Here is a 14,771-nt window from a genome sequence, read left to right as displayed (position 1 = left end):
GGTCACCCCAGCAGGTGTTCCAGCGTGTCGAGCAGGCTCCGCTGGTCGAACGCGCTCTTCACCAGGTACGCGCTGGCGCCGGCGGCGAGGCCGCGCGCGCGGTCCGCCTCGGCCTCGCGCGCGGTCACCAGCACCACCGGCAGGGCGGCCAGGGCCCTCGAGGCGCGCACCGCCTCGGTGAGCGCGAAGCCGTCGAGCCGCGGCATCTCCACGTCGGCCACCAGCGCGTCCGCGCCCTCGCGCTCCAGGATGGCCCAGGCCTCCGCCCCGTCGGCGGCGGTCGCGACCCGGTAGCCCGCGGTCTCGAGGATCGAGCGCTCCAGCGCGCGGGTGGTGGGCGAGTCGTCCACCAGCAGGATGCGCGGCCTTCGCCGCGGCGCGGCCGCGGCGGGCGCGAGCGAGGCGGTGGGCCGGCCCAGCGCCGAGGCCACCACCGCCGGCACGTTCAGCACGAGCGCCACGCCGCCGTCGGGGAGCAGCGCCGCGCCGGCGAGGTGGGGCAGGGCGCGGACGCGGGCGCCGAGCCCGCGCACGCGGAGCTCCTGCTCGGCGACGAGCGCGTCCACCGCCAGGGCCACCGCGCGTCCGCCCGCGGCGACCACGGCGAGCTGCAGCGGCGCGCGTCCGCCCGCCGGCGCCGCGGCCGGCAGGCCCAGCACCTCGGCGAGCGCGACGGCCGGCACCGGCTCGCAGTCCACGGTCACGGTGTCCCGCCCGCCCAGCGGCCGCAGGCCGTCCGGGTGGACCTGCAGCAGCCGCCGGAGCTGGCTCGCCGGGATGGCCACCGACTCGCCGCCGCAGGAGACGACCAGCGCGCGCAGCGCCAGCAGCGTGAGCGGCACCACCAGCACGAAGCGGGTCCCGTGCCCGGGCCGCGTCTCCACGTCCACCGCGCCCTGCAGCGCCTCGACCGCGGCGCGGACCGCGTCCAGGCCGACCCCCTGGCCCGACACCTCGGTGACACGCGGCGCGGTGGTGAACCCGGGCAGGAAGACGCGGCGCGCCAGCGCCCGCGCGTCCGCCGCCTCGGGCAGCCCGCCGCGCTCGGCCCGGCGCCGGATGGCGTCGAGATCGAGGCCGGCGCCGTCGTCCTCGACCGCGATCTCCACCTCGCCCCCGCGCAGCACCGCCGTCACGCCGATCCGTCCGCGCGCGGGCTTCCCGGCGGCGGCGCGCGCCGAGGGGGACTCCAGCCCGTGGTCCACCGCGTTCCGCACCAGGTGCAGGAGCGGCGCCCGGAGCGCGTCCGCGACCGCCCGGTCGAGCGAGACCTCACCGCCGGCGATCGAGACGTCCACCTCCTTGCCGGCGCCGCGGGCCACGTCCCGCGCGGCCCGCTCCAGCCCGGCGCAGGCCTCGGCGAACGGCACCATGCGCAGCGCGCGGAGCTCCTCGGCGAGCGGCTCGACGGCCTGCGCCACGCGGCGCCGGGCCGAGGCGCCCGCCGCGGCGAGGCGCTCCAGCTCCGACTCCAGCCGCGCCAGGCGCGCCGCCTGCCGGCCCGGGGCGGCCTGGGCGGCGGGCGGCGCCGAGGCGCGGCCGAGCGCGTCGCGGAGCACCCGCTCGTCCTCGGCCCACTCCGCCCGCCAGCGGCGGACCTCCGCCTGCAACGCCTCCAGCGGCGCGCGCGCGCCCTCGCCCGCGTGGCGGGCCGCCCGCAGCTCTGCCTCGAGCGCCTGCAGCCGGTCGAGGCGGGCCGCGTCCAGCCGCACCGAGCCGGCGCCGGCGCCGGGCGGCTCGGCGGGCCGCACCACCGCCGAGAGGGGCGCGCCCTCGCGCTCGCCGGGGCCACGCAGCCGGCGGCCGGCCTCCTCGATGGCGTCCACCGCGTCGAGGAGCTCGTCCACCAGGGGCCGCGCCTCCTCCGGCGGCCGGTCGCGCGCCGCCGCCAGCGTCCGCTCCATGCGCGCCGCCTGCGCCTCCACCGCCTCCACGCTGGCCGCGCGCGACGACCCCTTCACGCTGTGGACGGTGCGGAAGATGCGCTGGAGCAGCTCGGCGCGGTCCGGCCCGGGCGCCCGCTCGAGCGCGAGCAGGTCGGCGGTCAGGCTGCGCACGTGGTCCTCGAGCTCGCCGAGGAACGTGGCCCGCAGCAGCGCCTGGAGGCGATCGGCGTCCATGGCGGGCGCGGCGCTAGGCGGCCCGGTCCGGCTCGGAGAGCAGCTGCGTGAGCCGCACCGCGAGCGTGGAGAGGTCCTGGACCGCCTGCTCGGTCTGGCGGATGGCCTGGACGGTCTGGTCGGTGGTCTGCTTCACGTCGCGCATGGCCTGGTTGATCTGCCCGAGCCCCTGGGCCTGCTGCGTGGCGGTGGCGGACATGTGGCTCGAGGTCTCGGCCAGCTCGGCGATGGCGCCGGCGAGCGAGTGGATGGTCTCGCCGGCGCTGCGGGCCGCTTCGGTCGCCTGGGCCATCCCCTTCGAGTACTGCTCGGTCGAGACCACCGAGCGGCTCGCCATCTTCTGGATCTCGCCCAGGATGCGCCGCACCTCCACGGTGGCCTTCTTGGCCTGCTCCGAGAGCGACTTCACCTCGGCCGCGACCACCGAGAAGCCCTTGCCCTGCTCGCCGGCGCGCGACGCCTCGATGGCCGCGTTGAGCGCGAGCAGGTTGGTCTGGTCGGAGATCTCGTTCACCAGGTTGACGATGTCGCCCACCGCCTGCGTCTGCTCGGCCAGCCGGACGATGCTCTCGGCCACCGAGTCGGCCTGCTCCTTCGCCGCGGTCATCGAGCCGACCGCGCGCTCCACCGCGCGGCGGCCGTCCTGCCCGATCTCGTCGGAGCGCCGCGCCGTCTCGGCCGCCGCCTGCGCGCGCTGCGCCGCCTGCGACGACATCTGTGCCAGCTCCTCGACCACCGCGACCGTCTCGGTGACCGCGCCCGCCTGCTCCTGCGCCCCGGTGGCCTGCTGGTTGGTGGAGGTGACGATCTGGTTCGTGCCGGTGGCGAGCCGCGTGGCGGTGTCCCGCACCGCCGCGAGGAGTTCCTCCACCTGGCGCCGCATCGACTGCTCCTTGGTGAGGCCGCTGCGGACCTTCTCGGTCATGGCGTCGAACGAGCGCCCGAGCGCGGCGACCTCGTCCTGGCCGGGCACCGCGGCGCGGGCCTCGAGGTCGCCCGTGGCGAGCCGGTCGGCTGCGGCGGCGAGCCGGCCGATGCGGCGCGTGGTGTCGCGCGTGACCGTCAGCACCGCCGCGAGGACGGCGATCACCAGGATCGCGAACAGCACCTGCACCACCAGGAACTGGCGCACGCGGCCGGCGGTCACCTGCGCGGCCACCGCCGAGTCGCCCTGCAGCTGGGTCAGGTAGCGCTCGTGGATCTCCCGGAACCGGTCGAGGTCGGCCTGCGCCTCGGCGCGGCCGGGCGCGGCCATGACGCGGGCGAGCAGGGGCCGGAGCTCGTTCGTCCACGTCCCCTCTCGCGCCCGGAGCGAGGCCACCACCCGCGGGTCGCGGATGGGCTCGGTGCCTGCCTCGGGATCGCCCTGGAGCAGCACGCGGTAGCGCTCGTCCAGCGCGGTCATGGTGTGCACCAGCGCCTCGCGGGTGCGGGCGCGCTCGGCCGGCGCGTCGAACAGCCGCTCCGAGAGATCGAGCGCCTGGTACCGCAGCACCGCGCCCTCGACGAGCTTGGCGGTCCACTCCTCCTCGCCGTGCAAGCCGGCGAGCATCCACAGGTTCAGGCCGATGAGCACCGCGGCCGCGGCGAACAGCGCGAGGGCGGAGCCCCCGAGGCGGAAGCCGAGCGATCGGCTCCGGCGGATCTGCGTCTGCATCAGGTCACCTCGGTCGGGAGGGAAGGGGCGTCCACGACGAGCCGTGGGTCACGGAGCAGGGCCGGGCCGTCGAGCAGCGCCAGGCCGGCGGCGGTGACGCCGCGGACGTACTCGGGCCGGGCGCGGCGCGGGGCGGCGGGGGCGGGGAGCAGGTCGGCCGGGACCAGCTCGTCGAGCCCGTCCACCTCGTCGGCGAGGAGCGCCAGCTCGGCGCGCTCCGCCCCGAGGACGACGAGGCGAGTGCGCTCGTCGGCGGGGACGGGCGGCGCACCCAGGTACTCCCGGACGTCGATCACGTCGACCAGCTCACCGCGCAGGTTCGCGAGGCCGGCCACGAACGCGGGCGCCCCGGGCAGCCTCGCCAGCCGCGGCGGCCGCGCCACCTCGCGGACCACCTCGGTCTCGAGCGCGTAGCGCTCGCCGCCCAGCCGGAACGCCAGCACCGGGCGGGCGCCGGCCGGGCGCGGGGCGGGCGGGGGCGCGGCGAGCGCGCGCGCCCGGGCCTGGAGCGCGGCGCGGGCGGCGTCGCCGGACGGGCGCGCGCCGGCGCCCAGCGCCGACGCGGCGCGGGCCAGCCGGTCCTCCAGTGCCTTCCAGTCGATCGGCGCGCCGGCGCGCCTTCGTTCACCCTCGGTCATCGCCTCCGCCGAGCAGCTCGAGCTGCGCCGATGCTACCTCGGAAAGGGGGCCCGCGCACCGCCCGTCGCCCAGCGGCAGGGGGGCATCCGGGGGCAGGGCGGCGCAGATGCGCCGGACGTTGCGCCAGGACCGGCGGGCGCCGACCGCGTCGCCGGCACGGGCGAGCAGCCCGGCGAGCTGCGCGTGCGCCACCGCCAGGCCCGGGTCGAGGTACAGGCACCTGCGGACCGCCTCCAGCGCGACCTCGACCCGGCCCAGCTCGGCGAGGATCGCGGCGTGGAGGAGGTGCAGCTCGGGGGCGAGCGGGTGCGCCTCCACGGCGCGTGCGGCCAGCGCCTCCGCCCGCGCCGGATCTCCGGCGTTCGCCGCGGCGCGGACCAGGGTGGCGGCTCCCTCCGGCGTGGCGAGGAGCGCGCCGGCCCGGTCCACGACGGCCTGCCAGTCGCCGCGCCGGAGCGCATCGAGCGCGCCGGCCGTGTCCGGTGGCGGGGCGGCGGGCGCGGGGAGGACCGGCGCCGGCGGCGGCGGAGGCGGAGGCGGCGCGGCGGCCGGGCGCGCCGCGGTCCCTGGCCCGACCGGACGGCGCGCGGGCCGGTCGCGCTGCGCGGCGGGCGCGCCGTGCGGGGGGCGGTGGTAGACGACGCCGGCCGCGGTGGAGATCGGCTCGAACGGCGCGAGCCCGCCGAGCGGCGGATCCGCCAGCCCGGTGAGCAGCCAGCCGCCGGGGGCGAGCGCGGCGTGGAGGCGGCGCGCCACCGCGGCCACCACCTCGCGCTCTAGGTACATGAGCGCGTTGCGACACAGGACCAGGTCCACGCCCGCGGTGCCGGTCCGCGGCGACGGGTAGGTGTCGTCGGCGAGGTTCAGGTACTCGAAGCGCACCCGGGCGCGGATCCGCGGGGGGACCATCCAGCGCTCGCCCTCCCGCAGCAGCAGGCGCGCCGCGGTGGCGCGCTCGGGGCCGCGGAGCGACCACTCGCCGTACGCGCCGGCGCGGGCGCGGGCCAGCGCCGGGCGCGAGATGTCGGTGCCGAGCACGCGCGACCGCTCGCCCACGCCGGCCTGCTCCAGCGTGAACGCGAGCGTGTACGCCTCCTCGCCCGTCGCGCACGCAGCGCTCCAGGCCCGGAGCGCGTGCCCCGCCGGGCGGCTCGCCGCGAGCGCGGGCACGACGCGGTCGCGGACCAGCGCGAGCTGCGCCGGATCCCGGAAGAAGTACGTCTCGCCCACGGTCACGGCGGTCACGAGGTCGGCCACCGCGAGCCGCCCGTCGCGCAGCCGCTCGGCGTAGGCGCGCGGATCGGTGAGCCCCGCCGCACGCATCGCGCGGCGCGCGGCCTGCTCCACCTCGGGGCGGCGGTGCGCGGGGATGCGGAGCCCGGCGTGGCGCGCCACCTCCGCCGCGACGTCGGCGAAGGCGGGATGCGACCACGCGCCCGGGGGGGAACCCGTCGTCATGACCGGCGGCCCGGGGCCGCGGCGCCGGGCGGGCGTTCCGGATCGGACATGGGAGCGCAGTCTATCCGAGCCCGGGCCGCGGCGGGCCGCGCGCGCGCGGCGGCGCTGCGCCTGCTCCGCGCAGCCCCACCGGTGAGCACCCGTCGCGCTTGCCTCGCGGGTGCGCGGGGCGTTTGCTCGCTCCCAGGGGGCAACCGTGGACACGCCGTTCGAGGGCGGCGAGCGCGGGACCGTCGATCGGCTGCGGCAGGACGAGGCGACCCTGGAGCAGCAGGTCGCCGAGGCGCGCAGGCAGGCGGCGGCCACGCTGGAGCGCGCGCGGCGCGAGGCCGAGGCGCTGGCGGCGAGCGCGCGTCACGAGGCGGAGCGCGCCGCCGACGCGCTGCGGGCTGCCGCCGCCGAGGCCCAGGATCGCGCGCAGGAGGCGGCGCTTGCGGCGTGCGAGTCCGACCGGGCCGAGGTGGCGCGCCGAGCGGGCGCGAACCGCGCGCGGGCGCTGGCCTGGCTGCGCGCGCGCGTGCGGGGGGAGCCGTGATCCTGCCGATGGCGCGCGTGGAGGTGCTCGGGCCGCGGGACCTGCTCCCGCGGGCGCTCGAGCTGCTCCAGGTGCGGGGCGCGGTGGAGCTCCGCCCGGCGCCCGCCGCAGCGCGGCCGGCGGCGCCGCTCCCGGGCGCGCCGGAGCGGGCGGCGCGGCTCGCCGAGGCGGTCCGCCAGATCGACGCGCTCGCCGGCCGGCTCCCGCCCGCGCGCGGGGAGGCCGCGCCGCTGGAGCTGCCCGAGCCCGGCACGCAGGAGCTCCTCGACCGGCTCGCCACGCTCGAGTCGGAGCTGGCGCGGATCGAGGCGGGGCGCGCCGCGCTCGCCGAGGAGCGCGAGGCCACCGCGCGCTTCGCCCGGCTGGTGATGGCGCTCGCGCCGCTCACGCACGGCGTGGACCCCGCGGCCGAGCCGGAGCTGCACGGCCTGGTGCTCCGCACCGACCCGGCGGCGCTGGCGCTCCTGGAGTCGGAGGTGCGCCGGCTCTCGGGCGGCGCCTGCGAGGTGAAGGCGCGGCCGCTCGACGCGGAGCACACCGGCGTGCTGGTGGTGGTCCCGCGCGCGGCCGGGCGCGCCCTGACGGCCCTGTTCTTCGAGCGCGGCGTGGACGAGGTGCGCCTGCCGCCGGCGTACGGCGGGCGGCGCCTGCTCGACGTGCTCCTGCTGCTGTCGGCGCGTGCCCGGGCGCTGCCGGAGGAGATCGCCGCGGCGGACGCGGCGCTGGCGCGGCTCGGCGCCGGGCTCGCCCCGGCGCTGGCGGGCGCGCGCGCCCGGGCCGAAGGCGAGCTGGCGCGGCTGCACGCCATGGGGAGCTGCGGCGAGACCCGCTTCGCGTTCGTGGCCACCGGCTACATGCCCGCCGAGCAGGTCGCGGCGCTGCGGGCCGCCGTCGCCGCCGAGCTGGGCGACCGGATCACGGTGCTGGCCGAGCGTCCGCGGCGGTCGGAGTGGCCGCAGGTCCCGGTGGTGCTCCGCAACCGTGGCTGGCTGCGCCCGTTCGAGCGGCTCCTCGCGCTCGTCTCGCTCCCGCGCTACGGCTCGGTGGACCCGACGCCCTGGCTGGCCCTGTTCTTCCCGCTGTTCTTCGGCCTGGTGCTGGGCGACGTGGCGTTCGGCGCGGCGGGGGTGGCGGTGTCGCTCTGGGCGCGCCGGCGCGGCTGGGGGGGGCGGGCCGGGCGCGACCTCGCCTGGGTGGCGCTGTGGTGCTCGGCGTCGTCGGCGTTCTTTGGCCTGCTCTACGGCGAGGCGCTGGGCGAGCTCGGCGCCCACCTGGGGCTGCACCCGCTGCTGCTCGACCGCCGGCGGGGCTTCATGTCCTTCCTCGCCGGCGTGCTCGCCCTCGGCGGCGTCCACGTGCTGCTGGGCATGGGGCTCGGCGTCGGGTCGGCGCTGCGCGAGCGGCACGTGCGCGAGGCGGTCGGCCGGGCCGCGAAGGGGGTGCTCCTCGTCGCGGCCGCGGCCAGCGCGGCCGCGCTGGCGGGGAAGCTGCCGGCGGGGGCGCTGCGGCCGGCGCTGTTCGGCACCCTGGGCGCGCTCGCGGTGGCGGTGGGGGCCGAGGGGCCGATGGCCGCGCTCGACCTCGTGCTCGGGCTCGGGAACGTCCTGTCCTACGCCCGCCTCATGGCGCTCGGGCTCGCCTCGGCGATGCTCGCCGAGGTGGCGAACCTGATCGCCGCGACGCTCGAGCCCGCGCCGGTCGGGATCGCCATCGGCGTGCTGCTGCACGCGGTCAACTTCAGCCTGTGCCTGATCAGCCCGATCGTGGCGGCGCTGCGCCTGCACTACGTGGAGTTCTTCGAGAAGTTCTACCAGGAGGGCGGCGAGCCGTTCCGGCCGTTCGCCCTCGACGCATGACGAAAGGGAGGACGACGTGGACAAGGTGCTCATCACGCTGGCCGCCGCGCTCGCCGTCGGCGTCACCGCCCTCGCCACCGCCTGGGTCCAGTCGCGCATCGGGTCGGCCGGCGCCGGCGCCCTGGCGGAGAAGCCGGAGGTGCGCGGCGCGGTCATCGTCATGCTCGCCATCCCGGAGACCCTGGTGATCCTCGGGTTCGTGGTGGCGGTGCTGATCCTGACCGGAGGGTGATCGTGGGCTACGGCGACCTGCTGCGCGTGCTGGCCGAGGAGGCGGAGCGCGAGGCCCGGGAGGTGCGCGCGGCCGCCGAGCGCGAGGCCGCGCGCATCCTCGAGGAGGCGCGGGGCGCCACCGCGGCGGCGCGCGACGCGCTGGTGACCCGCGCCGCCGGCGACGCGGCGGAGGCCGCGCGCGCCGGCGGGGAGGCGCTCGGGCGCGAGCGGGAGCGGGTGTCGCTCCTGGCGCGCCGCGAGGCCCTGGAGGCGCTGCAGCGGGCGGCCGTCGGGGCGCTGGCGGGGTCCGGGGATGCGGCCCTGGACGCGCAGCTCCTCGCGGAGTTGCTGCCGGAGGTGGGGGACGCGCCGTTCGAGGTGGAGGTGGACCCCGGCGCCGCCGAGGCCTGCCGCGCCGCGCTGGCGCGGCTCGACCCCGCCGCGGCGGCGCGCGCCACCGTGCGCGAGGCCCCGGCTCCCCGCGGCGGCGTCCGGGTGCGGGTGGGGCGGCGGGAGCTCGACGACACGCTGCCGGCCCGCCTCGAGCGCCTGTGGCCCGAGGCCGAGGCGGAGCTGGCCGCCATGCTGTTCGCGGAGGCGGGCGCGTGGCCCGGCTCGACCGCCTGAACGCGCGCGTGGGCGCGCGGCGACCGCTCCTGCTCGACGCGCAGGGGCTGCGCGAGCTGCTCACGCGCCCGTCCACCGAGGCGCGGGTGGAGCTGCTCCGGACCCGGGCCGCCGGCGCCGGCCTGCCGGCGGACGCGGCCGTCCCGCCGGTGGCGCTGGCGCGCGTCGAGGCCGGGCTCCGGGCCGCGGCACGGGCCGAGGCCGAGCGGCTGGTGGGGCTGGCCGAGGGGCGCCGCGCGCGCGCCCTGCTCGCGGCGTTCCTCGCGCTCGACGAGGCCGCGGCGGTGAAGGCGGTGCTCCGCGGCGTGGCGCTGGGGGCGCCCATCGACGCGACCGTCGCCGCGGCGCCCGCGGTGACGCCCCCCGGGCCCGAGGCGCTGCGCGCCGCCGCGGCCGCGCCGGCGCTCGCGGACGCCGTGGCGGTGCTGGAGGCGGCCGGCTCGACGGTCGCGGCCGCGGTCCGGCCCGCGCTGCCGCAGGTCGCGAAGGCCGGGCTCGCGCCGCTGGAGCGCGCCGCGGATCGCGCCGGGCTGGCGCGGGCGCGGGCCGCGTGCCGCCGCCGCGGCGAGGACGGCGAGATCCTGGCGCGCCACCTCACCGATCGCGTGGACGCGCGGAACGCGGAGACGCTGCTGGAGCTGGATGGCGGCGCGCCGGAGCCTGGGACCTGGCTCGAGGGCGGTCGGCGCTGGGGCGCGGCCGCGCTCGACGCCCTGGCGCGGGCGGGGCCGCCGGCGGCGCGGCGGGCCGTGGCGGCGGGGTTCGGCCTGCCCGACGCGGCGCTGGCGTCGCCATGGGCGGCGGAGCGCGCGCTGGAGGCCGCGCTGGTGGCGCCGCTCCGGCGCGAGGCGCGACGGCGGCCGCTCTCGATCGCGGTGCCGCTGCGGCACCTGCTGGAGCGCCGGGCCGAGGTGGCCCGCGTGGCCGTGCTCCTCCGCGGCGCCGCGGTCGGCGTCGCGGGCGACGAGCTCCTCGACCTGGTGGAGGCGTGACATGGCGGCCGCGCCTGGCGGGCGGGCGGGGGTGGCGGCCGGCGCGGCGGGCGCGCTGCGGCTCGCGGTGGCGGTGCGGCCGGCGGACGCGCTGGGCTTCCGGCTGGCGGGGGCGCCTGTCGAGGCGGTGGCGCCGGGCGAGGAGGCGGCGGCCTTCCGGCGGCTGCTCGGGGACGCGGAGGTCGGGGTGCTGGCCGCGGAGGAGGAGCTGCTGCGCTCGGTCCCGGAGCGCCTGCTCGCGCGCGTGCGCGAGCGCGGCCTGCCGGTGGTGCTGCCGTTCGCGCTGCCGCGGCGCCTGGGCGAGGAGGGCAGGGGGCGCGCCTACGTCGCGGCGCTCATCCGCCGCGCCGTGGGCTACGGGGTCAAGCTGGGCAGCGCGGGCGGGGGAGGGGCGACATGAGCGGGACGCTGATGCGGATGGCCGGACCGACGGTGGTGGCGGAGGGCCTCTCCGGCGCGAGCCTGAACGAGGTGGTGCGCGTCGGCGAGGAGCGGCTGCTCGGCGAGATCATCCGCATCGAGGGCGACCGCGCCACCATCCAGGTCTACGAGGAGACCGCGGGGCTCGCGCTGGGCGAGCCGGTGGAGGCCTCGGGCGAGCCGCTCGCGGTGGAGCTCGGCCCGGGGCTGCTCGGCTCGGTGTTCGACGGCGTGCAGCGTCCGCTCTCCGAGCTGGCCGCGCGCGAGGGCGACTTCCTGGGCCGCGGCGCCTCGCTGCCGGCGCTGGACCGCACGCGCGCCTGGGAGTTCGAGCCCGCCGTCGCGCCCGGCGACCGCGTCGAGGGCGGCGCGCGCCTGGGCGTGGCGCGCGCGCCGGGCGCCCCCGACCACCCGGTGGTGGTCCCGCCCGGCGTGACCGGTCGCGTCGCGGAGGTCCGCGGCGGCGCGCGGCGCGTGGACGAGCCGGCGGTGCTGCTGGAAGGGGGCGCCACGCTCGCGCTGCTGGAGCGCTGGCCGGTGCGCCGCCCCCGCCCGGCGCGCCGCCGCCTCCCGCCGGACGTGCCGTTCCTCACCGGGCAGCGGGTGCTGGACTGCTTCTTCCCGGTCTCGGCGGGCGGGACCGCGGTGGTGCCGGGCGGCTTCGGCACCGGCAAGACGGTGCTGGAGCAGAGCCTGGCGAAGTGGGCCGCCGCCGACGTGGTCGTCTACGTGGGCTGCGGCGAGCGCGGCAACGAGATGTCCGAGGTGCTGGACGAGTTCCCGCGGCTCGAGGACCCGCGCACCGGCGGGCCGCTGCTCGCGCGCACGGTGATGATCGTGAACACCTCGAACATGCCGGTGGCCGCGCGCGAGGCGTCCATCTACACGGGCTGCGCCATCGCCGAGTACTTCCGCGACATGGGCCGATCGGTGGCGCTCATGATCGACTCCACCTCGCGCTGGGCCGAGGCGCTGCGCGAGATCTCGGCGCGGCTGGAGGAGATGCCGGGCGAGGAGGGCTACCCGACCTACCTCGCCTCGCGGCTGGCGCGCTTCTACGAGCGCGCGGGCCGGGTCGAGACGCTGGGCGGGGCCGAGGGCGCGGTGACCATGGTGGGCGCGGTGTCGCCGCCCGGCGGCGACCTCTCGGAGCCGGTCACCCAGTGCTCGCTCCGCGCCACCGGCGCGCTCTGGGCGCTCTCGGCCGACCTGGCGCACCGCCGCCACTACCCGGCGGTGGACTGGAGCGTGTCCTTCACGCTGGAGGGCGACCGGCTCGCGGGCTGGTTCGAGCGCGAGGCGGGCGACGGGTTCGGCGCGCTGCGCGACGAGGCGCGCAAGCTCCTGCAGCGAGAGCGCGAGCTGGCCGAGGTGGCCGAGCTCGTGGGGACCGAGTCGCTGCAGGACGCCGAGCGGCTGGTGCTGGAGTCGGCGCGGCTGCTGCGCGAGGGCTTCCTGCGCCAGAGCGCGCTCGATCCGGCGGACGCGACCTGTCCGCCCGCGAAGGCGTTCGAGATGCTCCGGCTGTTCCTCGAGTGGCACCGGCGCGCCGGCGCCGCGGTCGGCGCGGGCGTGCCGCTCCGGTCGATCCTCGACACCGGCCTGGGTGCGCGCCTGCTCCGGCTGGCGCAGCTCCCGGCCGCCGAGGTGCCCGGGGCGGCGGCCGCGCTGCGCGCGGATCTCTCGGAGGCGCTGGCGCGCCTGGAGGCGGAGTGATCATGGACCTCGTCACCCGCCGGATCCGCGGGGCGCTCGGCATCGCCGGCCCGCTGCTGTTCCTGGAGGGCGTGCCGCGCGCGCGCCTGGGCGAGGTGGTGCGCATCCGGGGCGAGCCCGAGGCGAACGGGCGCGCCGCGGAGGAGCGGAGCGGGCAGGTGATCGCGCTCTCGCGCGACCGGATCGCGGTGCAGGTGCTGGAGGAGACGCGCGGCCTCGCGCCCGCGCGCGCCGAGGTCACGCTCACCGGGCAGGTGGCGCGCCTGGGCGTCTCGCGCGGCATGCTGGGGCGGGTGCTGGACGGGCTCGGCCGGCCCGCCGACGGCCTGCCGCCGCCGGTGCCGGAGGCGCGCCCCGCCATCCACGGGGCGGCCCTCAACGTCACGCGGCGCGAGAAGCCCTCCGACTTCATCGAGACCGGCGTCTCCGCCATCGACGGGATGAACACGCTGGTGCGCGGCCAGAAGCTGCCGGTGTTCTCCTGCGCCGGGCTGCCGGCCTCGCGCCTCGCGGCGCAGATCGTGTGCCAGGCGCGGGTGCGCGGGGGCGAGGCGTTCGCGGTGGTGTTCGCGGCCATGGGCTCGCCGTTCCGCGAGTACCACGCGTTCCTGGAGGCGTTCCGCGCCGCGGGCGTGCTGGCTCGCACGGTGGTGTTCCTGAACCGCGCCGAGGACCCGCCCATCGAGCGGCTCATGACGCCGCGGTGCGCGCTCACCTGCGCCGAGCACCTGGCGTTCGTGCACGGGCTCCACGTGCTGGTGGTGCTCACCGACGTGACCAGCTACTGCGAGGCGCTGCGCGAGGTGGCGCTGGCGCGCGAGGAGGTGCCGGGGCGGCGCGGTTACCCCGGCTACATGTACACCGACCTCGCCACGATCTTCGAGCGCGCGGGGCGCGTGCGGGGGCGGCCGGGCTCGCTCACCCAGCTCCCGGTGCTCACCATGCCGGACGACGACCTCACCCACCCCATCCCCGACCTGACCGGCTACATCACCGAGGGGCAGATCGTCCTCTCGCGCGACCTGGACCGCCGCGGCGTGTACCCGCCCATCGACGTGCTGCCCTCGCTGTCGCGGCTCATGGGCCTGGGCGCGGGGCCGGGCAAGACCCGGGACGACCACCGCCCCGTGGCGGACCAGCTGTACGCGTTCTACGCGCGCGGCCGCGACGTGCGGCGCATGGCGGCCATCGTGGGCGCGGCCAGCCTGGGCGAGGAGGAGAAGCGGCTGCTCGCGTTCGCGGACGCGTTCGAGGACGAGCTGGTGGGACAGGGCGGCACCTTCCGCACCATCGAGGACACGCTCGAGGCCGGCTGGCGGCTGCTGTCCGGCTTCCCGCCCGCGGCGCTCACCCGCATCCCGGAGCGGCTGCTGCGCGCCCGTTCGGCCCGACCCGCGGCCGGGGCGGCGGCGGTGTCCGGCGGAGCCGTCGCATGAGCCGCGCCGCCACCACGCGGATGGGGCTGCTCGAGGTCCGTGCCCGCCGCGCCGTGGCCGGCAAGGGGGCGCGGCTCCTGCGCGCCAAGCGCGAGGTGCTGGCGAGCGAGCTGTGGAAGCTGGTGCACGACGTGCTGGAGGGGCGCGCCCGGCTGGACGAGGCGCTGCACCGCGCGGTGAAGGCGCTCGAGCTGGCGAAGGCGCTGGAGGGCGAGGAGCGGCTCGCGTCGCTGGCGCTGCCGGCGGCCCGCGCCGTCCCGCTCGCCGTGACGGTGCGGCGCGTGTGGGGCGTGCCGACTCCGTCGGTGGCGGCGCCGCCGCTGGTGCGCGCGGCCGATCAGCGGGGCAGCTCGCCGGTGAGCTGGGGGCCGTCCGGCGCGGACGCCGCGCGCCACCACGAGGAGTCGCTGGAGGTGCTGCTGACCATCGCCTCCAAGGAGCTGCACCTCGCCCGGCTCGGCGAGGAGATCCGGGAGACCTCGCGGCGCATCAACGCGCTCGAGCAGCTCGTCCTGCCCGCGCTCCGGTCCGAGGCCTCGCGCATCGCCGCGGCGCTGGACGAACGCGACCGCGAGGACGCGGTGCGGCTGCGCCGCTTCCGCGCCCGCCACCCACGCCCGGCCTGAACGGCTGCGCCGGCGCTCTCAGCTCGGCCGTCGCCACAGCGGCAGCAGCTCGGGCGGGAGCAGCCGCCCCACCTCCTCGGCCTGCTCCTCCGGGAGCTGCGCCCGCAGCGCCGCGAACACCGCGCGGGCGGCGGCCTCGGCGCCGCCGGGCGACGGGCCCAGGTCCTCGGCGACGTGCGCCTCGAACGCCTCCGCCGTGAGCGGCTCGCGCGGCCGCGCCAGGGTCGTGCCGCGGTGGCGCTCGCACAGCGAGAGCTTCCCGCGGAAGGGCTCGGGCAGGACCTCCCGGAGCGAGGCGAAGTCCGAGGAGCGTGTGCGATCGGCGAGCGCGCAGGCGACCGCCTCGACGGCCCTCGCCGCCTCGGCGCGGCGCGGCAGGCCCTCGCGGGCGAGCGCCTCGACGAGCGCCCGGAAGTCTGCATCGATGAGCGGATCCGCGAGCCTCGGCATGCCCGGAACGTCGTCACCGGACGCGT

14 protein-coding genes are annotated in these 14,771 nt (G+C 78.9%); 9 read left to right on the top strand and 5 right to left on the bottom strand.

Features of this window, described 5'->3' with window-relative positions:
• Window positions 1–2: 2 nt before the first annotated feature.
• Genes A2CP1_RS13960 through A2CP1_RS13945 form a run of 4 tightly spaced genes read right to left on the bottom strand, consistent with a single transcriptional unit; the run spans window position 3 to window position 5,874 of the window.
• Window positions 3–2,120 (bottom strand): hybrid sensor histidine kinase/response regulator, encoded by a 2,118-nt coding sequence (locus tag A2CP1_RS13960; protein WP_012633870.1) that lies wholly within the window; start codon window positions 2,118–2,120, stop codon window positions 3–5.
• Window positions 2,121–2,133: 13 nt separating this feature from the next.
• Window positions 2,134–3,777: a methyl-accepting chemotaxis protein gene (locus A2CP1_RS13955; protein WP_012633869.1), complete on the bottom strand. Its 1,644-nt coding sequence runs from the start codon at window positions 3,775–3,777 to the stop codon at window positions 2,134–2,136.
• A complete protein-coding gene (locus A2CP1_RS13950; protein WP_012633868.1) occupies window positions 3,777–4,415 on the bottom strand; it encodes a chemotaxis protein CheW in 639 nt (212 codons plus the stop codon). Before A2CP1_RS13950 ends, A2CP1_RS13955 begins: the two co-directional genes overlap by 1 nt.
• Window positions 4,402–5,874, bottom strand: coding sequence for a CheR family methyltransferase (locus A2CP1_RS13945; RefSeq protein WP_012633867.1), 1,473 nt, complete (start codon window positions 5,872–5,874; stop codon window positions 4,402–4,404). The genes A2CP1_RS13950 and A2CP1_RS13945 overlap by 14 nt, the downstream gene beginning before the upstream one ends.
• 196 nt (window positions 5,875–6,070) lie before the next feature.
• Here A2CP1_RS13945 and A2CP1_RS13940 point away from each other — a divergent pair, with 196 nt between their 5' ends.
• The 9 genes from A2CP1_RS13940 to A2CP1_RS13900 are packed head-to-tail and all read left to right on the top strand — an operon-like array spanning window position 6,071 to window position 14,295.
• A complete protein-coding gene (locus A2CP1_RS13940) occupies window positions 6,071–6,409 on the top strand; it encodes a hypothetical protein (RefSeq protein WP_012633866.1) in 339 nt (112 codons plus the stop codon).
• Window positions 6,406–8,265: a V-type ATP synthase subunit I gene (locus A2CP1_RS13935; RefSeq protein WP_245529783.1), complete on the top strand. Its 1,860-nt coding sequence runs from the start codon at window positions 6,406–6,408 to the stop codon at window positions 8,263–8,265. The genes A2CP1_RS13940 and A2CP1_RS13935 overlap by 4 nt, the downstream gene beginning before the upstream one ends.
• A gap of 16 nt (window positions 8,266–8,281) precedes the next feature.
• Entirely contained in the window at window positions 8,282–8,497 is a 216-nt protein-coding gene (locus tag A2CP1_RS13930) for an ATPase (protein WP_011420255.1), read from the top strand.
• Complete coding sequence (locus A2CP1_RS13925; protein ID WP_280959877.1) at window positions 8,494–9,105, top strand: hypothetical protein; 612 nt, start codon at window positions 8,494–8,496, stop codon at window positions 9,103–9,105. Before A2CP1_RS13930 ends, A2CP1_RS13925 begins: the two co-directional genes overlap by 4 nt.
• Entirely contained in the window at window positions 9,084–10,097 is a 1,014-nt protein-coding gene (locus A2CP1_RS13920; protein WP_012633863.1) for a V-type ATPase subunit, read from the top strand. The genes A2CP1_RS13925 and A2CP1_RS13920 overlap by 22 nt, the downstream gene beginning before the upstream one ends.
• 1 nt (window position 10,098) lies before the next feature.
• Window positions 10,099–10,497 carry a V-type ATP synthase subunit F gene (locus A2CP1_RS13915; protein WP_012633862.1) on the top strand — a complete coding sequence of 133 codons (399 nt, stop codon included), beginning with the start codon at window positions 10,099–10,101 and terminating at the stop codon, window positions 10,495–10,497.
• Window positions 10,494–12,233 (top strand): V-type ATP synthase subunit A, encoded by a 1,740-nt coding sequence (locus tag A2CP1_RS13910; protein WP_012633861.1) that lies wholly within the window; start codon window positions 10,494–10,496, stop codon window positions 12,231–12,233. Before A2CP1_RS13915 ends, A2CP1_RS13910 begins: the two co-directional genes overlap by 4 nt.
• A gap of 2 nt (window positions 12,234–12,235) precedes the next feature.
• A complete protein-coding gene (locus A2CP1_RS13905; RefSeq protein WP_012633860.1) occupies window positions 12,236–13,669 on the top strand; it encodes a V-type ATP synthase subunit B in 1,434 nt (477 codons plus the stop codon).
• Entirely contained in the window at window positions 13,666–14,295 is a 630-nt protein-coding gene (locus A2CP1_RS13900) for a V-type ATP synthase subunit D (RefSeq protein WP_012633859.1), read from the top strand. The genes A2CP1_RS13905 and A2CP1_RS13900 overlap by 4 nt, the downstream gene beginning before the upstream one ends.
• A gap of 18 nt (window positions 14,296–14,313) precedes the next feature.
• On the opposite strand, the gene A2CP1_RS13895 is transcribed toward A2CP1_RS13900, so the two are convergent.
• A complete protein-coding gene (locus A2CP1_RS13895) occupies window positions 14,314–14,745 on the bottom strand; it encodes a DUF2267 domain-containing protein (protein ID WP_012633858.1) in 432 nt (143 codons plus the stop codon).
• Window positions 14,746–14,771: the final 26 nt, after the last annotated feature.

The organism is Anaeromyxobacter dehalogenans 2CP-1, assembly GCF_000022145.1.
Lineage (GTDB): Bacteria > Myxococcota > Myxococcia > Myxococcales > Anaeromyxobacteraceae > Anaeromyxobacter > Anaeromyxobacter dehalogenans.
This window is presented reverse-complemented; position numbering and strand designations above follow the sequence as displayed.